This is a genomic window from Thermomonospora umbrina (assembly GCF_003386555.1).
Taxonomy (GTDB): Bacteria; Actinomycetota; Actinomycetes; order Streptosporangiales; family Streptosporangiaceae; genus Thermomonospora; species Thermomonospora umbrina.
This window is the reverse complement of sequence record NZ_QTTT01000001.1, coordinates 3,383,033-3,403,189: the sequence shown is the minus strand read 5'-3', so window position 1 is coordinate 3,403,189 and position 20,157 is coordinate 3,383,033. Positions and strand designations below refer to the sequence as shown.

General features: G+C 72.7%; 17 protein-coding genes and 1 pseudogene. 8 read left to right on the top strand and 10 right to left on the bottom strand.

Annotated features, from left to right (window positions below; translation table 11 throughout):
• The first annotated feature begins 12 nt into the window (after positions 1–12).
• Positions 13–660 carry a class F sortase gene (locus DFJ69_RS15180; RefSeq protein ID WP_245974395.1) on the top strand — a complete coding sequence of 216 codons (648 nt, stop codon included), beginning with the start codon at positions 13–15 and terminating at the stop codon, positions 658–660.
• A gap of 213 nt (positions 661–873) precedes the next feature.
• Here the strand turns inward: DFJ69_RS15180 and DFJ69_RS15175 are convergent, their stop codons facing one another.
• The gene (locus DFJ69_RS15175; RefSeq protein WP_116023093.1) at positions 874–1,653 is read right to left on the bottom strand and encodes an enoyl-CoA hydratase/isomerase family protein; all 780 of its coding nucleotides are present in this window, start codon (positions 1,651–1,653) and stop codon (positions 874–876) included.
• A 204-nt stretch (positions 1,654–1,857) separates the two neighbouring features.
• Between DFJ69_RS15175 and DFJ69_RS15170 the strand changes: the two genes are divergently transcribed.
• Positions 1,858–3,900 carry a PEP/pyruvate-binding domain-containing protein gene (locus DFJ69_RS15170; protein WP_211328628.1) on the top strand — a complete coding sequence of 681 codons (2,043 nt, stop codon included), beginning with the start codon at positions 1,858–1,860 and terminating at the stop codon, positions 3,898–3,900.
• Positions 3,897–4,775, top strand: coding sequence for a hypothetical protein (locus DFJ69_RS15165; RefSeq protein ID WP_116023092.1), 879 nt, complete (start codon positions 3,897–3,899; stop codon positions 4,773–4,775). The genes DFJ69_RS15170 and DFJ69_RS15165 overlap by 4 nt, the downstream gene beginning before the upstream one ends.
• Here the strand turns inward: DFJ69_RS15165 and cydC are convergent.
• From cydC to DFJ69_RS15145, 4 genes are read right to left on the bottom strand one after another with little or no spacing between them, the layout of a single operon-like run.
• Entirely contained in the window at positions 4,757–6,433 is a 1,677-nt protein-coding gene (gene cydC / locus DFJ69_RS15160) for a thiol reductant ABC exporter subunit CydC (protein WP_116023091.1), read from the bottom strand. The two genes, DFJ69_RS15165 and cydC, sit on opposite strands and share 19 nt — an antisense overlap.
• Entirely contained in the window at positions 6,430–8,139 is a 1,710-nt protein-coding gene (gene cydD, locus DFJ69_RS15155; protein ID WP_116023090.1) for a thiol reductant ABC exporter subunit CydD, read from the bottom strand. The genes cydC and cydD overlap by 4 nt, the downstream gene beginning before the upstream one ends.
• Positions 8,140–8,886, bottom strand: a complete 747-nt coding sequence (locus DFJ69_RS15150) for a cytochrome d ubiquinol oxidase subunit II (protein ID WP_116023089.1) — start codon at positions 8,884–8,886, stop codon at positions 8,140–8,142.
• An 11-nt stretch (positions 8,887–8,897) separates the two neighbouring features.
• The gene (locus DFJ69_RS15145; RefSeq protein WP_116023088.1) at positions 8,898–10,079 is read right to left on the bottom strand and encodes a cytochrome ubiquinol oxidase subunit I; all 1,182 of its coding nucleotides are present in this window, start codon (positions 10,077–10,079) and stop codon (positions 8,898–8,900) included.
• A gap of 90 nt (positions 10,080–10,169) precedes the next feature.
• Here DFJ69_RS15145 and DFJ69_RS15140 point away from each other — a divergent pair, with 90 nt between their 5' ends.
• Positions 10,170–10,526, top strand: a complete 357-nt coding sequence (locus tag DFJ69_RS15140; protein ID WP_116026646.1) for a PadR family transcriptional regulator — start codon at positions 10,170–10,172, stop codon at positions 10,524–10,526.
• Here DFJ69_RS15140 and DFJ69_RS34915 read toward each other — a convergent pair.
• Positions 10,504–11,175 carry a permease prefix domain 1-containing protein gene (locus DFJ69_RS34915; protein ID WP_211328627.1) on the bottom strand — a complete coding sequence of 224 codons (672 nt, stop codon included), beginning with the start codon at positions 11,173–11,175 and terminating at the stop codon, positions 10,504–10,506. The two genes, DFJ69_RS15140 and DFJ69_RS34915, sit on opposite strands and share 23 nt — an antisense overlap.
• A gap of 77 nt (positions 11,176–11,252) precedes the next feature.
• Complete coding sequence (locus tag DFJ69_RS15130) at positions 11,253–11,660, bottom strand: DUF732 domain-containing protein (RefSeq protein ID WP_116023087.1); 408 nt, start codon at positions 11,658–11,660, stop codon at positions 11,253–11,255.
• 339 nt (positions 11,661–11,999) lie between these two features.
• Between DFJ69_RS15130 and rho the strand changes: the two are divergent.
• A pseudogene (gene rho / locus DFJ69_RS15125) lies at positions 12,000–13,148 on the top strand (transcription termination factor Rho); the annotation flags it as partial.
• A gap of 12 nt (positions 13,149–13,160) precedes the next feature.
• On the opposite strand, the gene DFJ69_RS15120 reads toward rho, so the two are convergent.
• Both DFJ69_RS15120 and DFJ69_RS15115 read right to left on the bottom strand, forming a co-directional pair.
• Positions 13,161–14,549, bottom strand: coding sequence for a serine/threonine-protein kinase (locus DFJ69_RS15120; RefSeq protein WP_116023085.1), 1,389 nt, complete (start codon positions 14,547–14,549; stop codon positions 13,161–13,163).
• A gap of 50 nt (positions 14,550–14,599) precedes the next feature.
• Positions 14,600–16,183, bottom strand: a complete 1,584-nt coding sequence (locus DFJ69_RS15115) for an acyl-CoA synthetase (RefSeq protein WP_116023084.1) — start codon at positions 16,181–16,183, stop codon at positions 14,600–14,602.
• Positions 16,184–16,392: 209 nt separating this feature from the next.
• Between DFJ69_RS15115 and sigE the strand changes: the two genes are divergently transcribed.
• The 3 genes from sigE (at position 16,393) to DFJ69_RS15100 (ending at position 18,689) form a co-directional block, all read left to right on the top strand.
• Positions 16,393–16,995 (top strand): RNA polymerase sigma factor SigE, encoded by a 603-nt coding sequence (gene sigE / locus DFJ69_RS15110; RefSeq protein WP_116023083.1) that lies wholly within the window; start codon positions 16,393–16,395, stop codon positions 16,993–16,995.
• A gap of 104 nt (positions 16,996–17,099) precedes the next feature.
• Positions 17,100–17,933, top strand: a complete 834-nt coding sequence (locus DFJ69_RS15105; protein ID WP_116023082.1) for an alpha/beta fold hydrolase — start codon at positions 17,100–17,102, stop codon at positions 17,931–17,933.
• Between the two features lie 207 nt (positions 17,934–18,140).
• On the top strand, positions 18,141–18,689 hold the full coding sequence (locus tag DFJ69_RS15100; protein ID WP_116023081.1) for a YceI family protein: 549 nt from the start codon (positions 18,141–18,143) through the stop codon (positions 18,687–18,689).
• 82 nt (positions 18,690–18,771) lie between these two features.
• On the opposite strand, the gene DFJ69_RS15095 is transcribed toward DFJ69_RS15100, so the two are convergent.
• On the bottom strand, positions 18,772–20,118 hold the full coding sequence (locus DFJ69_RS15095) for a sensor histidine kinase (RefSeq protein ID WP_116023080.1): 1,347 nt from the start codon (positions 20,116–20,118) through the stop codon (positions 18,772–18,774).
• Positions 20,119–20,157: the final 39 nt, after the last annotated feature.

Below are 20,157 nucleotides of genomic sequence, written 5' to 3'. Positions count from 1 at the left end.
AACGATATGGCCGTGGAGAGAACGGCAGGGCGCGGGCGACGCCGGGCGTCTTTGTGGTTGCACTGTCTGGGCATCGTCCTCCTCGGCGCCCTGGCGGTCACGATGGTCGCGCGCATCGCGGATTCCCTCGCCCCGGCCGCCGCGCCGTCCCGTCCCGTGGCGACCCCGCCGAGCCCGGCCCCCCGTCCGACGACGGCGCTGCCGCCCTCCCGCCCGCTCACGTTGCAGATCCCCCGACTCAAGGTCCACTCCCGGCTGCTGTCGCTGGGCAAGAACCCGGACGGGTCCCTGGAGGTGCCCTCCGAGACCCGCGTCCAGCAGGCCGGCTGGTACCGGTACGGCGCCGCCCCCGGGGCCCGGGGCCCCGCCGTCATCGCGGGCCACGTCGACTCCCGCACCGGCCCGGCCGTCTTCCACCGCCTCCGCGAACTGCGCCCCGGCGACCACGTCACCGTCCTCCGCCGCGACGGCCGCACCGCCGTCTTCCGCATCACCCGCGTCGAGCTGGTGGACAAGGACCGCTTCCCCACCCGCCGCGTCTACGGCAAGGTCTCCTACGCGGGCCTCCGCCTCATCACCTGCGGCGGCACCTTCGACCCCACCACCGGCCACTACCGCCACAACGTCATCGCCTACGGCCGCCTCGTCCGCACCAGGTGAACCTCGGCGGACGGCGCCCCAACCGACCCGCACGACTCAGCGTCTACGGCCGCCTCGTCCGGACCAGGTGAACTTCGGGGGGCGGCGTTCCAACCGACCCGCGCGGCTACGCCCCACCACACGCCTCAGCGCCCACGGCCGCCTTGTCCGGACCGGGTGAACTTCGGGGGGCGGCGCTCCAACCGACCCGCGCGGCTACGCCCGCCACACGACTCAGCGTCTACGGCCGCCTCGTCCGGACCAGGTGAACTTCGGGGGGCGGCGTTCCAAGAAGGCGGCTATGCCCTCTGCCGCGTCGATGCCCTTGCGGGATTCCTTTTCCCAGGTCGTCGCGCGTTCCTCGGTGAGGGTGCCGGCGGCTGCGGCGTCGATGAGGTCCTTGGCGGCCTGGAGGGTGAGTTGGGAGCGGGCGGCGAGGGTGGCGGTGAACTCGGCGAGCCGGGCGGGTAGGCGGTCGGCGGGGACGACTTCGTCGACGAGGCCGATGCGGAGGGCGTGGGGGGCGTCCACCAGGTCGCCGGAGAACAGCAGGTACTTGGCGGCGGCGGGGCCGATCAGGCGGACCAGGCGGGCGGTGGGGACGCCGGGGTAGACGATGCCGATCTTGGCGGGGGTGATGCCGAACCGGGCGTCGTCGGCCGCCAGCCGCAGGTCGCAGGCGGCGGCGAGTTGGCAGCCGCCGCCGACGCAGAAGCCCTGGACGGCGGCGACGGTCGGCTTGGGGAACGCGGCCAGCGCCCGTTCGGCGGGCACGGCCAGGTCGCCGCCGGCGATGTCGGCCAGTTCACCGATGTCGGCGCCGGAGCTGAAGTGCCCGCCGGCCCCGGTCAGCACCAGGACCCGCACCTCGGGGTCGGACCGCAGCGCGTCCAGCATCCGGGGCAGTTCCCGCCACATCGCCGCGGTGATCGCGTTGCGCTTGTTCGGGCGGTCGATGGTGATGGTGGCGACGCCGTTCACGGTCGCGCTGCGCAGCGCGGGATCCCCCGACACATCGGCCTCCTCCGTCGTCTGGGGGTGATCGTACGGGGCGGGTCGACCCCGGCGTTCTCAGGGCCGCCGCTCCGCCTCGAGGAGGAGATACGGACACTCCCGAAGCACCAAGGGGTGAGGCGCATTACACCACTCACGAGGGAGGAATGAACGCCCACCGAGGCGGATTCTGGTAATCGGGCGGCCCCGACAAAGGAGTTGGTGGTGCAACACCGAGAGCTGAGCATCCTGAGACTCGACCACTCCATGGCCGCGGACCCCGAGCTGACGGGGGCCAAGGCCGCCAACCTCGCGCGGGCGGCCGGGCACGGCCTCCCCGTGCTGCCCGGCTTCGTCATCCCGATCCCGGTCACCGGCGACCTGGACACCGACCTGTCCCTCAAGCGCGAGCTGCGCGCCGCCTGGTCGACGCTGAGCGACGACGGGAACCGCACGCTGGTCGTCCGTTCCTCGTCCACCGCCGAGGACGGCGCGGCCTCCTCGATGGCCGGACGGTTCGTCTCGGTGCTGGGGGTGCGCGACCGGACGTCGTTCCGTGCGGCGGTGTCGGACGTGCTGGAGTCGGCGCACGGTCCGGGCACGATGGCCGTCCTGGTCCAGCCGCAACTCGACGCGGTGGCGGGCGGCGTGATGTTCGGCGCGGACCCCGTGGACGGGCGCACCGACCGGGTCGTCGTCTCCGCGGTGAGCGGCGGCCCGCACACGCTGGTGGGCGGGGAGGCCGACGGCACCCGTTACGTGTTGACCGGCCGGGGGCGCCTGGTCGAGGAGGAGTCGCCGGACGGCCCGCTGTCCCGTCCCCGATTGCGGGCGCTGGCGCGGTTGGCCGCACGCGCCGCCGCGGTGTTCGGCGGCCCGCAGGACGTGGAGTTCGCGTTCGACGCCGACGGAACGCTGTGGCTGTTGCAGAGTCGTCCGGTGACCGCGCTGGCGCCGTCGTCTCCCCGAGGGGCGACGCTGCTGGGCCCGGGTCCGGTCGCCGAGACGTTGCCGGACGCGCTGTCCCCGTTGGAGGAGGACCTGTGGCTCGTGCCGCTCGACCACGGCGTCTCCGAAGCCCTGGCCACGGTGGGCGCGGTGTCCCGCCGCACGCTGCGCCGGAGCCCCACCGTCCGTTCCGTCGGGGGCCGCGCCGCCGCCGACCTGCGCCGGCTGGGGGCCGCGCCGGGCCGGCCGTCGCGGCTGCGGCTGCGGCTGCTCAACCCACTCCCTCCGATGCGGCGGCTGTCGGTGGCGTGGCAGGTCGGGCGGCTTCGGGTGGAACTGCCGGCGTTGGCGGCCGAGACGGCTGCGGCCGTGGACACCGACCTGGCCGCCGTCCCGCCCTTGGCGGAGCTGACGGACGCGGACCTGGTGGCCGCGCTGCACTGGTCGCGCTCCACGCTGGCCGCGCTGCACGGGTTGGAGGCGCTCGCGGGCTCCCTGCTGAACGAAGAGGCCCAGGTCACCACGGCGCAGCTCGCGCTCATCGCGCTCCACCGGGACCGCGAGCGGGGTTGGGAGGATCCGCGCATCCGTTCCGAGGACCCCGTCGTCCTCGCGCTGGCCCCGCCCGCGATCGACGCGCCCGCCCCGCTGCCCGCCGTGACGTCCGACGGTGCGCCCGCGGTCGGCCGCTCGCGGGGTGGGCTGCCGCCGCGCGAGCTGCTGCGACTGCGGATCCGCTGGGTCCAGGAGCTGTCGGCCCGCGTGGCGTGGGCGGCCGGTCAGCGCCTCCACAAGCGCGGCGCACTGGCCCGCCCCGAGGTGGTGCGGGCCCTTCACCTGTCGGAGCTGGAGGCGGTCCTCGAGGGGGGCTCCCTCCCCGCCGACGTGGAGCACCGCCCCGCCCCTCCCCACACGCCGCCGCTGCCGGCGGCCTTCCGGCTGGCCGGTGACCGGATCGTCGCCGAGGCGGCCCCCTCCGGTGATGGCGCACGCGCCGCCGGCGGAGGCCGCGCCACCGGGCCGGTGCACTCGGGCGACGGTGACCCGGCCCCGGGCTCGATCCTGGTCGTCGGCACCCTCGCGCCGTCCTTGGCCGTTCACCTCCCCAAGGTCGCCGGTCTGGTCGCCGAGACCGGCAGTCCCCTGTCGCACCTGGCGATCCTGGCCCGCGAACTCGGCGTCCCCACCGTGGTGGCCGCTCGTGGCGCCCTCGACCGTTTCCCTCCGGGCACCCGGCTCTTCGTGGACGGCGACACCGGCCGCGTGGAACCCCTCCCGCCGACCTCCCGCAGCCGCTCCGGAGAGGAGTCGGTGGCATGAAGAAGTGGATCTACCTCGGGCTCGGGGTGATGGTGGTGTGGACGGGCGGCTACGTCTTCCTCTACACCGCGCGCTGGGAGTGGCAGCGGGCGTTGATGGCCGGTGAGCTGCTGTTGGTCAGCATGTTGGTGTTGCTCGCCGTGGCGGGGGTCGATCGGTTCAATCGGCTGGAGCGGCGGATCGGCGAGCTGGGGGAACGGCGGGACGCGGTGCCGGACTCGCCCGCGTCGCTGTCGGCACCGTACGGGGCTCCGGGGGTGGAGACTCCGACGTTCCGCTGGCTGCACTCGGAGTCGAACTCGTACAAGGTGTTCATCCCGGTGCTGCTGGGAGCGGGCATCGTGGTGTCGGGGCTGGCGGCGCTGGTGGAGCGGATCTCTTCGCGGCTCGGCGGACGCGTCGGCGCGAGGAGCGGCAGCGGACTCGCCCCGTTGAGCGCCCCGACCGGCGGGGTGTTGGCCGGTGCGCCCGATCTGGCGGCCCCGGAAAGACCGCGACGAACGCGTTCGCTGGTCCTGGGGTCAGCCGCGGTGCTGGTCGCCGGGCTCGCCGTGTTCGCGTTGGCCGATCTCACGCAGGACCGCCCGGACGAGCCCGTGCGGGCGGCGGCCGGCACGGTGGTCTTCGAGGCGAGCGCGAACGGCCGTTCCCCCGTGGACGCGATGACGCGGCGGCTGTGGGAGTACTGCCGGGGCTCCACCCGGCCGTACCTGAAGGGCGGAGGGCTGACGGCACTGGGCGGTGGACGCTACGCGGTGGTGGTGCAGCCCGCGCTGGGAGAGCACGCCCTGCGCCGCTTCAAGGGCTGCATCGAGGACGCCGTCATCGACCACGGGAACTTCCGGGTCGTGGGCGTTCACCCCGAGCCCGAGTGACCGATCATCCGTTCCGCCGTCCACAGCTCCCGGTAGTGGCCCGGACGCTCGACGAGATCGTCGTGGTGACCCCGCTGGGTGATGGCGCCCTGCTCCAGCACGACGATCTCGTCCACCTGGTCCAGGCGAGCGAGCCGGTGCGTGACCAGCACCGTCGTACGGGCGTGGGTGGCGTCCAACAGGTCGGTGACCAGGGCGTCGGCGGTGGGCTCGTCGAGGGCCTCGGTGGGTTCGTCGAGCAGCATGACCGGCGGGTCGCGCAGCAGGGCGCGGGCGAGCGCGAGGCGTTGGAGCTGACCTCCGGAGAGGGTGCGGCCGTCCTCGCCGAGCATCGTGTCCCAGCCGGTGGCGGTCGCCCAGTCCGCCAGCCGGGCGGCGGCCACGGCGCGTCCCAGCTCGTCATCGGTGGCGTCCGGCGCGGCCAGCCGAAGGTTGTCGCGCACGGTGGTCCGGAACACGTACGGGTCCTGGGTGAGGCCGGTCAGGCGGGCGCGCACCGCGTCGGGGTCCAGGTCGCGGACGTCCACGCCGTTGATGAGGATCGTTCCTGACTCGGGCTCCACGAGCCGCATCAGGGCGGCCAGCAGGGTGCTCTTGCCCGCTCCGCTCGGCCCGACCAGCGCCACGCGTCGGCCGGGCGTGAGCGTGAGGCTCACCCCGTTCAGCGCCGCCGCCCTTCCGGGGGCGTGCCGCACCACGAGGTCGCGGATCTCCACGGTGAGCGGCCCTTGCGGCATGGGGCGCGGGTCAGCGCGCGCCACGACGGCGGGCGGGGCCTCGCCGACCTCCTTCAGCCGCCGCAGCGCCGCCCTGATCTCGACCAGCCGCTCACCTGCGGCGATCAGGGGAAGAACGGGCTCGAACGACACGAGCGCCGTGAGCGCCAGGACGGCGAAAGCCACGGAGTCGACGGCGGGTTCGGCGACGAGGACGATGGCGGCGACGGTGAGCCCCTGCACGAGCACGCCCAGGGCCGGGAGTCCCGCGTTGACCACCGTCCGGCGTCGTTCCAACGCGGCCAGGCGGGCGTCCGCGTCGAAGGCGGCCTCCCGGGCGCGCCCCGTCGCCCCGTGGGCGGCCAGGTCGGCCGCGCCGTGCACCAGGTCGGCGACGCGTTCGGCCAGCTCCGCCCTGGCGGGTGCGAGGCTCGCGCCGAGACGACGGGCGGCCCTCCACGAACCCAGCGGGAGCACCACCCCGGCCACCAGCAGCCCCGCCACCAAGACGAGCGCGGCGGCGGGCAGGAGCGTGACGGCGAGGACGACCGCCGCCGTCCCGGTCGCCAGTGCGGCGAAGACGGGCAACAGGCAGCGGACGAGGAGATCCTGAACGGCGTCGGTGTCGTCCACCATCCGGCTGAGCAGGTCCGGGCTGCCGTGGGCGGCCGAACGCGGGGGGATCAGCGCCCGGAAGAGCCGTCCCCTCGTGGCCGCCTGCGCCCGCAACGCGACGTCGTGCCCCGCCAGCCGTTCGCCGTACCGGAAGACGCCCTTGCCGATGGCGAACGCCCGTACCGCCACGATCGCCAGGCCCAGCGCGGCGATGGAAGGCTGCTGGGCGGCTCGGGTGATGAGCCAGGCGGACGCGCCGATCAGCCCCAGCCCCGCCAGGTCGGCGGCGGCCCCGGCCGCCATCGCCGCGACGAGCCGCCCCCTCACCGCCCTACCTCCACACCCTCGCCCCGGCCCGCCTGACGGGCCTCCCCGGCCGCCGGTCCCCGGCGCCGGGGCTCCTCGAACTCGGCCAAGCGTCCGGCCCGAAGGCGGACGACCCGATCGGCGAGGGCGAGCATCGCGGGGCGGTGCGCCACGATCACGGTGGTGCATCCCCGCGACAGACGGTCGACCGCCTCGACCACCGCCGCCTCGCTGCGCCCGTCGAGCCTGGCGGTCGGCTCGTCCACGAGCAGCGCGGTGGTGCCGGAACGACAGAACGCCCTGGCCAGGGCGATGCGTTGCCGTTGCCCGGCGGAGAGCCGGCCCCCGCGTTCCCCGACCGGAGCCGTATAGCCGCCGGGCAATGCGCCGATGAACGCGTCCGCCTGCGCCGCGACGGCCGCCCGTCGTACCTCCTCCGGTGACGCGTCCGGGCGGCCGAGCCGGATGTTGTCGGCGACCGAGGACGCGAACAGGTGCGGGCGTTGAGGGACGAACGCCGCCTCCTCCCGCCAGGCGTCCGGCGACAATTCCGCCAGGTCGATGCCGTCGATCAGAACGCGGCCGTGGGTCGGCGTGACGAAGCCGATGATGAGATGCAGCAGCGTGCTCTTCCCCCCGCCGCTCTCCCCGACCAGCGCGACCCGTTCACCGGGTGCGATGACCAGCGACACGTCGTCGAGGGCCGGAGCGTCGCGACCGGGATACCGCACGGTGACGTTCTCCAGGCGGATCTCCGGAGCCGTGCCCGGCCGGTCTCGCCGCCGGCGTCCCGTCGCGGTGTCGCCCGCCTCGTCGAGCAGCGCGAACGCCGCGTCGGCCGCCGCCACGCCCTCCATCGACGCGTGGAACCCGGCCCCCATCGCCCGCAGCGGCAGGTACGCCTCCGGGGCGAGGAGCAGCACCAGCAGCGCCGTCGTCAGGTCGAGCGAGCCGTCCAGCAGCCGCAGCCCCACCGGCACGGCCACCAACGCCAGCGACAGCGACGCGCACAGCTCCAACACCAGCGACGACAGGAACGCGACCCGCAGCGTGCGCATGGTGGCGGCCCGGTGCTCCCCGGAGATCCGCTCGATGACCGTGGCCTGGTGGCGCGCCCGCCCGAACGCCCGCAGCGTCGGAAGTCCCCGCACGACGTCCAGGAAGTGCCCGCCGAGCCGGGACAGCGCCGCCCACCGCCGGGCGGTGACGGCCTTGGCGTGCAGCCCGATCAGCGCCCCGAACAGCGGGATCAGCGGCAGCGTGACCAGCACGATCGCCGTGCTCGCCAGGTCCGCGAACGACAGCCGCGCCAGCACCGCGACCGGCACCACCGCCGCGACCGCCGCCGCCGGGAGGTAGCCCGTCAGGTACGGGTCCAGCGCGTCCAGACCGCGTCCCGCCAGCGTGATCAGCTCACCGGACCCGCGATCGGCGCAGCCCGGATCGGGCGGCCGCGACAGCAGTCGGCGCCGGAGCGCGGTCTTCACGCCGATGGCGGTACGACCCGCGACCACGTCCCGCGCCCAACCGAGCAGCGCCCGCAGGCCCACGACCACACCCAGGCCCGCCAGCGCGGCGACGGGGAACCTGCCGGACAGCACCCCGGCCAGCAGTTCGGCCTGCACGAGCACCAGGAGCCCCGCCACGACGGCCGTGACCAAGGTGACCGCGAGGTGGCGGCGCACCGTCCGTTCGGCCCGCGCGAGCCGCAGGAGATCGCGGTGCATCTAGAAGAACGAGGGGACGCGGCCGGCATCGCGACGGAACGTCCGCCACACCCACACCTGCGCCCCGATCATGAACGGCACGAACGGCAGCGCCATCAGGCTCAGCGCCCCGAGGGTCTCGTCCGGCGCGGCGTGGTCGCGCAGCGCGGGCACCGCCGCCACGAGGACGGCCACGACCGGGAGGGCCGCCAGCGCCGCCGACAGCGGCAGACCGCTCCAGCCGGCGAACTCCGGCACGCGCCCGGCGAGGAACGTCCTCCCGTGGAAGGCGAACGCGAGCGTGACGACGACCCCGAGCAGCAGCCCCAACGGATGCCACAGCGACGCGTCGAACCCGGTCGCGATCGCGTACAGCGCCACGCCCCAGCCGAACGACAGCCCCAGCGAGCCGCCCGCGATCACCCAGTCCCAGCCGGCCCGCCACGCCGCGCCGTCGGCCCGGCGGCGGAACCACAGCCCCGCGTCCCGCAGCACCCAGGACAGCAGCATCACCACGACGAGCGGATACAGCGCGAAGAGCACCTCGCCCTCCAGCACCGGGAAGGCCCCGAACAGCACACCCGCGACCGCGACCAGCCACACCTCGTTGGCCAGGACGAACGGGCCGATCGCCGAGACCATGGCGTCCCGCCGACGCTGCGTCCGTCCCAGCACCGGCAGCAGCAGCCCCACCCCGAGGTCGAAGCCCTCGAGCGCGAAGTAACCCGTCAGGAGCACGCCCAGGAAGGCGAGCCAGATCAGTTCCATCTCACGGCCTCCTAGTGGCTCAGGACGCGGTCGGGCTGCTCCGGCTCGGGCTCGGGCCGCTCGGCGGGCGCGCCGAGCGCGATCTCACCCGGTCCCCGGCGGATGACGCGCGCGATGAGGACGTAGTCGACGACCGCCAGCAGGCTGAGCACGAGGGTGAAGCCGATCAGCGAGGCGGTGACCATCCCCGAGGTCAGCCCGGGGGACATCGCGTCGGCCACGGTGAGCCGATCGCGCACCATCCACGGGTGACGCCCCATCTCCCGGGCGATCCAGCCGAGGATCGCCGTGAGGAACGGCAGCGGCGTCATCGCGATCAGCACCGGATGCAGCCATCGCCAGTGCGGCGCCCACCGGATCACCGGGAGCAGGAAGAACAGCACGAGCATGAAGAGCAACTGCCCGATGAGGATCATGAAACCGAGCCCGACACCCGCTCCCCCGCCGTCGAACTTGCCCTCCGGCACCACGCCGAACTGCGCGAACCCGAACCCGACGGCCACGAAGAGCCCCACCGCCGCCAGCCACACCCCGGTCCGCAGCGACTTGGTGAAGAACTCCCGCTCCTCGGTGCGCCGCCACAGGTGGTACGCGCTCGCCCCCATCAGCACGAACGCCCCGGCCGTCAGCCCGGCCCCGGCCACGTGCGGGAACGCGAACACCAGCGCCTTGTTGGTCAGCAGGGCCCCGAGGTCGGTCAGCGCCAGCCGATCGCCCTCGACGGTCGCGCCCGCCGGGTTCTGCAGGAACGAGTTGGCCACCATGATCCAGAACGCGCTGGCATAGGCGGTCAGCGTCACCGCCCAGATGCAGGCCAGGTGGGCCCGGCGCGGCAGCCGATGCCATCCGAAGATCCACAACCCCAGGAACGTGGACTCCAGGAAGAAGGCCACCATCGTCTCCACCGCCAGCGGCGCGCCGAACACGTCGCCCGCGTAGTGCGACAGCCCGCTCCAGCTCAGCCCGAACTGGAACTCCATCACCAGGCCGGTGACGATGCCCAGCGCGTAGTTGATGACATAGACCTGGCCCCAGAACCGGGTCATCCGCTCGTACAGCGGGTCTCCGGACAGCGCCCACCGGGTGTTCAGGACCGCGACGACCGGCGCCATCCCGAGCGTGAACACCACGAACAGGAAGTGCAGTCCGGCCGTCACGGCGAACTGCAGCCGCGCGAGATCAAGGACGTCCATCGGTCGTCGGCTCCGTTGTCGACCAGTGCTTGTGTAGGCAGTCTACATATAGGCTGCCTACATGTCGCTCCAAGACCTAGCATGAGGGACGTGAACCCCGACGCGCTTCGCGGTCACCTCGACGCGCTCCTGCTCTCGGTGCTCGAGCACGAGCCCCTGCACGGATACGCCATCATCGAGGCGTTGAGCGCCCGCAGCGGCGGCGCGCTGGCCGTTCCGACCGGCACCGTCTACCCGGCGCTGCGCAGACTGGAGCGCACCGGCGAGCTGACCAGCGCATGGGCGACCGTCGGCGGCCGTCGCCGCCGCACCTACCGACTCACCGCGGCCGGCCGCCGCCGCCTCGAGGGCGAACGCAGCGCCTGGCGCGCGTTCGCCGACACCATCGGCACCGTCCTGTCCCCCGCCGAACCCCTGACGAAGATCAGGCCGTCGGGAGGCGGCTGAGTCGCAGGCACCGTCGCGCACCGCGCACCTGCAAGCCCATCAACACCGCCGAGGCGGCCGTGGCGACCGTCCACGGCGTGTTCCGGTACCCATCGGCACCGGTGTCCCCCAACGACAACAGCGGCAGCACCAGCACGAACGTCAGCACCACCAGCAGCGACACGTACGCCCCCGCGAGCCGCGCCACGAGCCGCGTCCTCCCCACCGACCACCGCCGCCCCCGCCGGGTCAGGGCGGCCACGATCAGCACGCCCAGCACCCCCGAGAACAGATGGAGCCCGTCCAGCATCGCGTCGACCACGGGCGCCCAGCCCGGATGCTCCCCCCAGGCGCCGATCTCCACCGGGAACAACCGCCAGGTCGCCCACCAGATCACCCAGGTCATCGGCCCCGCCACCGCCAGCAGCAGCCCCAGCCGCCGCCCGGCGGACGCCGTCAGCTCCTCCTGGTATCCGGGGGCGACCTCGCGAACGGTCCCGAACGCGACCACCGCCAGACGCTCGGCCTCCGCCGCGGGCACCCCTTCGGCCCGCAGCGCCTCCGCGGCGTCCTCCAACCCGTCCCGAGCCTCGACGACCATGTCCCGCTTGAGGCGCGACGGCCCCACGATCGCCCGCCTCAACTCGGCCACGTATGCGTCGATGGTCATGCCCGCAGTCTAAAGATCCCCATGCGACCCCAAACGCCCCGGTCACGACCTCGGGCTTCGAAGGACGCGGGGTGCGGTCAGGGCCTGCAGATGTGGGTCTTGGCGGCTTGGACGAAGCGCTTGGAGGGTTCGAGTTCCAGGTCGACGCCGGCGCCGGCGCTGAGCCGGGCCGAGGCCGCTCCGGCGGCGGCGGCGTCGTTCTTGCCGGACGTGAGGTCCTTGCAGACGGCGAGGGCGACCGTCAGGCTCTGGTCCGGCTTGGCGGCGAGGCCGGCGTCGATCTTCGCGACGTCGGAGAGGAACGCCTGGAGCTTCTGGGGGGTCACCGAGCCCGTGCCGCCGTCGCCGGAGGGCGGTACGGCGCCCCCGCCGCCGCCCGTGCCGGGGGCGGTGGCCGCGGGCGGGTCCTTGGGGTCGTCGTCGCTCGATCCGCATCCCGTCAGGACCAGACCGGACAGCACCGCGGTGAGGATGATCCGTCGCATGCGCGGGACCCTACCGCTGGGTAGTCGCGCGGGTACGGACCACCCCCGCAAACGGCCGAACCCGGCCATTCCGCCCACGATCGGGGCCCCTCGGCCACGGGCGTGCGGGGCTGTTCGGCGTCGTCCCTCCTGTGGTACCTTGTCCGGAGCACCGGTCATTCCCGCTCGATAGAGGCGGTGAGGGTGCTTCTCCAAGTCCCGGGCGATCTGAGAGCTCGGTGATCACATTCTTCTCCCGGTCCGCGTGCCTCATGCGCGTTCGGCAGCGCGCACGCGAGCCATCCCCAACCTAAGGACCACGCATTGACGACCACCGCGCCACCGCGCACCGCGGCGACCGGTCAGTCCGCCGTGCCCGAGCAGCGGCACCCCGGTGACGAGGGCGGCCACATCACCTCGTTCTCCGGAGTGCTCGCCGTCCAGGACAAGCACGCCTTCGTGCGCACCTCCGGCTACCTGCCGGGTCCGGAGGACGTGTACGTGTCGCTCGCCCAGGTCAAGTCGTTCGGGCTCCGGCCCGGCGACGTCGTGACCGGCTCGGCCAAGCAGCCCCGCACCGCGCGCGAGAAGTTCCCCGCGCTGATCCGCGTCGAGGCGGTGAACGGGGACGTCCCCGGGGCCGCCCGGGCCGAGTTCGGCGAGCTGACCCCGCTGTTCCCCCAGGAGCGGCTGCGGCTCGACACCGGGGCCGCCGCGACCCGCATCATCGACCTCGTCGCCCCCATCGGCAAGGGTCAGCGCGGCCTCGTCGTCTCGCCGCCCAAGGTCGGCAAGACCATGATGCTGCAGGCCCTCGCCAACGCGATCGCCACCAACAACCCCGACTGCCACCTCATGGTCGTCCTCATCGACGAGCGGCCCGAAGAGGTCACCGACATGAAGCGGACGGTGCAGGGCGAGATCATCTACTCGACCTTCGACCGGCCCGCCGAGGAGCACACCGCCGTCGCCGAGCTGGCCGTCGAACGGGCCAAGCGGCTCGTCGAGCAGGGCCACGACGTGGTGATGCTGCTCGACTCCATCACCCGGCTCGGCCGCGCCTACAACCTGGCGGCCCCGTCCAGCTCCCGCATCCTGGCCGGCGGCGTGGCGACCACCGCGATCTACCCGCCGAAGAAGTTCTTCGGCGCCGCGCGCAACATCGAGAACGGCGGGTCCCTGACGATCCTGGCCACCGCGCTGGTCGACACCGGGTCGCGGATGGACGACGTGTTCTTCGAGGAGTTCAAGGGCACCGGCAACATGGAGCTGAAGCTCGATCGGCACCTGGCCGACAAGCGCATCTTCCCGGCCGTGGACGTCCTCGCCTCCAGCACCCGCCGCGACGAGCTCCTCATGTCGCCGCAGGAGCTGGCCCTCACCTGGCGGCTGATCCGGCTGCTGCACTCCCTCGACCCGCAGCAGGCCATCGAGCTGCTGCTGGAGAAGGTCAAGAGCACCACCTCCAACGCCGAGATCCTGCTGCAGGTCCAGCAGCAGAGCGGCTGAGCCCCCTGACTCTCAGGAGCGGAACGTCCTGAGGATGGCGTCGTAGAGCCGCTGTCCCGGCGTCCACCGGCGCTCCGGAGCGGAGAACTGGAACTCGTAGCCCGCCATGCGGCTGGTCAGGCGGTGCGCGCCCCGTGTGATGAACTCCCATTCGGCCGCGTCCCTGGCCACCTCCGGCGCGGCCTCCAGGCGGAGCCTACGGTAGCCGGGGTACGTCCCGGAGTGCGTGGCGTCGCGTTCGGCCTCGCGCAGGCCGGTCAGCGGGTCTCCCCTCACGGGTGTGATGCGCAGGTGCCGGCCGTTCGCGGGATCGTGCCAGTGGACCCCGTCCTTCTCGTCCGCCCGCACCCATCCGGCGGGGATCTCGACGACGTACCCGTCGGGCTCGTGATAGGCGACCGTGCGGGACACCTGATCGTCCGAGGACAGCACCGCCAGCGTGTCGTCCGGCCGTACGCGGGCCGTCCACGCCCCCACCACGATCACCGTCGCGGCGAGCGTCGCGATGCCGGCCAGCGCGGCGGCGCGCGGGCGACGGAACGGGAACGGGCGGGAGTGGGCGACGCGGTCGACGCCGGCCGCGATGTCGAGCAGCCGACCCACCTCGGCGGTGCCGAGCCTGGCGGCGGGGTCCTGCCGGAGCAGCCCGTCGATGAGGGCGCGCAACGGCGGCGCGGCGTTGTCGGGCGGCTCGTACTCGCCGAGCAGAACGGCGACCATCGTCGCCAGCGCGTGGGCCCGGTGGAACGGGGAGGAGCCCTGAACGGCGGCGTAAAGGGTGACGCCGAGCGACCACAGATCGGAGGTCGCGGCCCCGGGGGCGCCCAGCACCTGTTCCGGGGCCAGATAGGCCGGAGAGCCCTCGATACCGGACACCATCGTGTCGACGATGGTGTTCCCGTTGAGCATATGGACGGCCAATCCGAAATCGGTGAGGAGAATCCGCCCGTCGTCGGCCAGCATCACATTGCCGGGTTTGACGTCACGATGCAGAATCCCCTTGGCGTGCGCCGCGCGGAGCACGTCGAGCACCGCGCGACCCACCTCGGCCGCCCGTGCGGAGGGCAGCGGGCCGTCCCTGGCGAGCACCTCGTGCAGGGATCTGGCCCGTAATAACTCCATGACGATCCAGGGGCGTCCGCCCACGATGACCACGTCGTACACGGTGACCACGCCGGGGTGCCGCAGCGCGGCGGTGGCGCGCGCCTCGGCGACGAGACGGCGGCACACGGCCCGCCGCTCGCCCTCCGTGAGCCCCTCCGGAAGGACCGTCTCCTTGACGGCCACGGTCCGGTCGAGCCTTTCGTCGTACGCCCGCCAGACGGTTCCCATGCCGCCTCTGCCGATGACCGAGAGCAGTTGGTACCGTCCGGCGAGCGGTTCCTCCGCTTCGACCCTCATGTGGTGGTTTATTGCGCAACGGGCCTCAAGTCACGCCCCGCGCCGCACCATCAATCCTTGACCGCGAGAACGGATTTGGCCCACTTGTAGTCGCTCTTGCCGACGGCGGTGCGCTGCACCTCCGGGACGAGTTCGAGCCGGCGCGGGAGCTTGTAGCCGGCGAGCCGGCCGCGACAGTGCTCGGTCAGCTCCTCCAGCGTCGGCGCGGCGCCCGCCCGGGGGGCGACCACGGCGGCGACGGACTGACCGAACCGCTCGTCCGGCAGCCCCACCACGACGCAGTCGTACACGTCCGGGTGGTCCTTGAGGGCGACCTCGACCTCTTCGGGGTAGACCTTCTCGCCGCCGGTGTTGATGACCAGCGAGCCCCGGCCGAGCAGCACGATGCTGCCGTCCTCCTCCAGCGACGCGAAGTCGCCGGGCACCGACCAGCGGACGCCCTCGGCGTCGGTGAAGAACGTCGAGGCCGTCTTGGCGGGGTCGTTGTAGTAGCCGACCGGGATGTGCCCGCTGCGCGCGAGGCGACCGATCTCGCCCGGGCGGACCTGCTTCAGGTCGTCGTCGAGGACGGTGATGCCCGGCTTCATCATGAAGCGGGCGGTGCCCTCCTTGCCGCCGATGGACGGGCCGCACGCGCCGGTCTCGGAGGCCCCGTAGTTGTCGAGGAACATCATGCTCGGCAGCTCCGCGAGGATCGCGTCCTTGGCGCCCTCGGTGAGCGGCGCGCCGCCGGAACCGATGGCGAACAGCGACGAGGTGTCGTACCCGCCCTTGGCCAGCTCCTTGGCGAGCGGCCGGGCCATCACGTCGCCGACCACGAAGAGCACGTTGGCCTCCTCCTCGGCGAGGAGGTGGAGCACGTCGGCGGGAACGAAGTTGTGGTCGGTGTAGAGGACGACCTTGGCCCCGCTGAACAGCCCCATGCACGCGACCCACTGGCCGGCGCCGTGCATGACGGGGGCGCAGTCGAGCACCGCCATGGCGGGCTGCTCGGCGTTGGCGCGGATGGCGTCGGGGCTGGTGATGGGGTCGCCGAGGACGTTGCCGCCGCCCATCGCGCCGAAGAAGATGTCCTCGCAGCGCCACTCGACGCCCTTGGGGTACCCGGTGGTGCCGCCGGTGTACATGATGTAGCGGTCGTCGTTGGAGCGCTCGGGGAAGTCGTCGGTGGACGGGGCGTCCTTGATGGCGGTCTCGAACTCGACCGAGTCGGGGACCTCGTTCGCGCCGCCGTCCTCCAAGACGATCACGTGCCGCAGCTTCGGCAGGTCGCCGCGGATCTCCTGGACCTTCTCCAGCAGCGACCGCTCGGCGATCAGCGCCACCGAGTCGGAGTCGGCGAGCACGTGGTGCAGCTCGCCGGCGACGTAGCGGTAGTTCACCGGGACGGGCACGGCCCGGATCTTGAAGATCCCGAGGAAGGTCTCCATCCACTCGACGCGGTTCCAGGACAGGATCGCGACGTGCTCGCCCGCCTTCACGCCGGCGGCGGCGAGGTGGTGGCCCACCTTGCTCGCCCGTTCGTTCAGCTCGCGGTACGAGCGGCGCTCCTCGCCGGCCACCACCGCCGGACGGTCGGGGCCCGCCTCGGCGAGGAGTTCCAGCAGGTCGGCGAGGTTGTAGGTGCGCGCCATGTCACGTCCTAGGGTGGGCCATGGTACGCCTCGGAGGGCCGCCATGGCGGGGTGGGTCATCTGCGAATGTGCCCCGGGAACCGGCGAGCGGGCAAGACTCTATTGACGCCACGTTCAATGACATGGATCACATCTCCCCGGGGTCGGATTCCTGTAACGCGTTTCCCTCGGGCCGGACATCCTTACGCGGTTCTTATCTGGGTACGGGCATGCTTGGCGGTAACGATTTCGCATCAGACGCGGGGGTAGCGGTGACTGCAGGTTCGATGGCGTGGACGCCGCCGACCTGGGAGGAGATCGTCCAGGAACACTCCACCCGGGTGTTCCGGCTGGCCTATCGACTGACGGGCAACAAGCACGACGCCGAGGACCTCACCCAGGACGTGTTCGTCCGGGTGTTCCGCTCGCTGTCGTCGTACACGCCCGGCACGTTCGAGGGGTGGCTGCACCGCATCACGACGAACCTCTTCCTCGACAAGGCCCGGCGCCGGCAACGCATCCGATTCGACGCGCTCGGCGACGACGCCGCCGACCGCATCCAGGGCCGCGAGCCCAGCCCCGCCCAGTCGTTCGACGACCGGCACCTCGACGCCGACATCCAGCGGGCGCTGGACGCCCTGGCCCCCGAGTACCGGGCGGCCGTGGTGCTGTGCGACATCGAGGGCCTCACCTACGAGGAGATCGCCGCCACGCTCGGGGTCAAGCTCGGCACCGTCCGCAGCCGCATCCACCGGGGCCGCGCGCAGCTCCGCGACACGCTCGAGCACCGCCGACCGGCCACGGCCGAGCGGCGCGCGACCGTCGCCGTCTGAGTCCTCGCAGCCCGAGAACACTCACCCGGCGACGGAGAACCGATTCGCGAACAATCACGTCCATGACTAGTGACCAAGAGGTCATTTCGCCGTACCCTCGGGCCGTGGACATCGTCTTCGAGCGCCGCGGTGACGGCCCCCCGCTGGTCCTGCTGCACGGGATCGGCCACCGCCGGCAGGGCTGGGAGCCGGTCATGGACCGGCTGGCACGGGAACGCGACGTGATCGCCGTCGACCTTCCGGGGTTCGGCGCCTCGCCGCCGCTGCCCGACGGCACCCCCTACACGGTCGACGCCGTGCTGGCGGTGATGGCCGAGTTGTTCGACGACCTCGGCGTGGTCCGGCCGCACATCGCGGGCAACTCGCTCGGCGGCCTGCTGTCGCTGGAGGCGGCCGAACGCGGGCTGGTCAGCTCCGCCACCGTGCTGTCGCCGGCGGGCTTCTACACGGCGCTCGAGCTGCGCTGGGCGATCGGCGTGCTGCGCGCCTCACGGCTGGGGGCCCGCACCCCCCAACCGGTGATCACGACGCTGGCGCGTTCGGCGCGGCTCAGTCGGGCGATGTTCGGCATGATCTACGGCCATCCCGACCGGCTCGGCCGGCACGCGCTCGCGGGCGACGCCCGGGCGCTGCGCGGCGCCGTCGGGTTCGAGCCGACGTACCGCGCGGGTCGCCGCGTCCGCTTCACCGGGACCTGCGCCGACGTCCCCGTCACCATCGGCTGGGGCACCCGCGACCGCCTGCTCCTCCCGATCCAGGCTCTGCGCGCCCAGCAGCGGCTGCCCGACGCCCGCTTCGTGTGGCTGCCGGACTGCGGCCACGTGCCGATGGGCGACGACCCGGAACGCGTGGCCGCGCTGCTCTTGGAAGGCAGCTCCACACCGCTGGTCGGCGGCCCCCTGCACGCGGTCCCGAACATCGAGCAGACCCCGGCCTGACGCACCGCCTCGGGCCCGGGCCGGCGGCGCGCGTCAGAGGTTCGCGGTGACCGCGCGGCAGTAGGCCGGCTCGAGACGCTCTCCGGCGATCCGTGATGACGGCCACGACATCGGTCCCGGAGGCGTTTGACATCGGTTGAAGGTTCAACTAGCTTCGGTGCGAGCAGGTAGTTGAAGTTTCAAGAACCTTTTCGGGAGGACCCCGCCATGAGCATCGCCACCGCAGCCCCGGGCCTGACCACCGGCACCTGGACCATCGACCCGGCGCACTCCGAGGTCACCTTCGCCATCCGCCACCTCATGAGCAAGGTGCGCGGCGTCTTCACCGAGTTCTCCGGCACCGTCGTGATCGGCGAGGACGTGGCGTCCTCCACCGCCACCGCCGAGATCGCGATGGCCTCCGTCGACACCCGCAACGCCGACCGCGACCAGCACATCCGCAGCTCCGACATCCTCGACATCGAGAACCACCCGCAGATGACGTTCCGTTCCACCGGACTGCGCGCCGAGGGCGGCGACCACCTGCTGGACGGCGAGCTGACCATCCGGGGCGTCACCCGCCCGGTCACCCTCGAGGTCGAGTACAACGGTGTCGGCGACGACCCGTGGGGCGGCTTCCGCGCCGGCTTCACCGCCAAGACCACCGTCAACCGCAAGGACTGGGGCATCGAGTTCAACGTCCCGCTGGCGGGCGAGAAGGCCCTCCTCGGCGACAAGGTGGACATCCTGCTCGAGATCCAGGCCGTGCGCGCCTGACGTTCCCGACGGCTCGACCGGCCGCCCGCCCACCGGCGGGCGGCCGTCGCCGTTCCCGGCCCGGCCCGGCCCGACCCCGCCGTCAGGAGTGGTCGGCGGGCGGCAGGCGGAGGGCGAAGCGGGCGCCCAAGAGGCTCTCCTCGATGCGCAGCGAGCCGCCGTGGGCGGTGGCGATGTCGCGGGCGATGGCCAGGCCCAGACCCGTCCCGCCGGCGGAACGGCTGCGCGCGGTGTCGAGGCGGGTGAAGCGCTCGAAGACCCGTTCGCGGTCCTGCTCGGGGATGCCGCTGCCGTCGTCGGTGACGGTGAGCACCACCTGCCCGTCCGTCTCGGACACGGCGACCTCGACGCACGACTCGGCGTACCGTTCGGCGTTGTCGAGCAGGTTGTGCAGCAGCCGTACGAGCTGCATCCGGACCCCGCGCACGGCCGGGCGGGCGTCCACCGCGATGCGGATGACGACCCCGGACGCACGCCGGCGGACCTCCAGGCGGACCAGCTCGGCGAAGTCGATCACCTCTTGGGCGACCGCACCGCCGGTGCCGATCCGGGCCAGCAGCAGCAGATCGGTGACGATCGACTCCAACCGGTCGGTGTCCCGCAGCGCGGCACGGACCACCGCCTCCAGGTCGGTGTCGTCCGGGTGCATCGACGCGTCCTCCAGATTGGCGCGCAACGCCGCGATCGGGGTGCGCAGCTCGTGGGACGCGTCGGAGGAGAACTGGCGCTGCCGGGCGACGGACCGCTCCAGCCGGTCCAGGGTCTCGTTCGCGGTCCTGGCGAGCTGGGCGATCTCGTCCTCCCCGGCGGGCTGCGGCACCCGACGGGACAGGTCGCTGGCGCTGATCTCCGAGAGCTGGGCGCGGATCGCCTCCACGGGACGCAGCGTCCGGCCCACGACCTTCCAGGTGGTCCAGGACGTCAGCGTCGACAGGACGAGCACGACGGCGGTCAGGATCCACTCCAGCAGCCCGGCGGTGAACACCACCGGCATCGGCTGCGCGGCGTAGACCACCACGGAGTCCGGCGCGGTGGTGGCCCTGATCGCCTCGACCAGCATGCAGCCGCGATATTCGGGCACGTCGCACTCGACGTAGTCCACGACCCGTTCGCCCACCGCCGGGCGTCGAGCGCTGACGGGGGGACGCCACGCGTCGATCGCGGTGGAGGCGCGGACCCGCCGATCCGGCCCCACGACCTGGAGGACCAGGCCGGCGGGGTCGTCGGGGATCGGGTGGCGCATGGTCCCGTCCCGCACGGCGCCGCTGATCCGGCGCGCGGCGAGTTGGTTCTCCCGGAGCATCTGGGCGGTGCCCACATCACGGATGATCACGTCCAGCGTCACGCCGAGCGCGCTGAACGCCAGCAACGAGATCACCGCCGCGATCAGCGTGTCCCGCACACGGATCGACCGGGGCCGCAGCCGCATCACCGTTCCCCCCGTCCAGGCCCGCCACCAGGCACGCAA

Excerpts from the sequence above, each read along its gene's own strand:
- DFJ69_RS15165 (WP_116023092.1), top strand. The coding sequence starts at position 3,897 with ATGAAGAAGTGGATCTACCTCGGGCTCGGGGTGATGGTGGTGTGGACG.
- cydD (WP_116023090.1), bottom strand. The coding sequence starts at position 8,139 with ATGCACCGCGATCTCCTGCGGCTCGCGCGGGCCGAACGGACGGTGCGC.
- DFJ69_RS15150 (WP_116023089.1), bottom strand. The coding sequence starts at position 8,886 with ATGGAACTGATCTGGCTCGCCTTCCTGGGCGTGCTCCTGACGGGTTAC.
- DFJ69_RS15145 (WP_116023088.1), bottom strand. The coding sequence starts at position 10,079 with ATGGACGTCCTTGATCTCGCGCGGCTGCAGTTCGCCGTGACGGCCGGA.
- DFJ69_RS34915 (WP_211328627.1), bottom strand. The coding sequence starts at position 11,175 with ATGACCATCGACGCATACGTGGCCGAGTTGAGGCGGGCGATCGTGGGG.
- DFJ69_RS15130 (WP_116023087.1), bottom strand. The coding sequence starts at position 11,660 with ATGCGACGGATCATCCTCACCGCGGTGCTGTCCGGTCTGGTCCTGACG.
- DFJ69_RS15120 (WP_116023085.1), bottom strand. The coding sequence starts at position 14,549 with ATGAGGGTCGAAGCGGAGGAACCGCTCGCCGGACGGTACCAACTGCTC.
- DFJ69_RS15115 (WP_116023084.1), bottom strand. The coding sequence starts at position 16,183 with ATGGCGCGCACCTACAACCTCGCCGACCTGCTGGAACTCCTCGCCGAG.
- sigE (WP_116023083.1), top strand. The coding sequence starts at position 16,393 with ATGCTTGGCGGTAACGATTTCGCATCAGACGCGGGGGTAGCGGTGACT.
- DFJ69_RS15100 (WP_116023081.1), top strand. The coding sequence starts at position 18,141 with ATGAGCATCGCCACCGCAGCCCCGGGCCTGACCACCGGCACCTGGACC.
- DFJ69_RS15095 (WP_116023080.1), bottom strand. The coding sequence starts at position 20,118 with ATGCGGCTGCGGCCCCGGTCGATCCGTGTGCGGGACACGCTGATCGCG.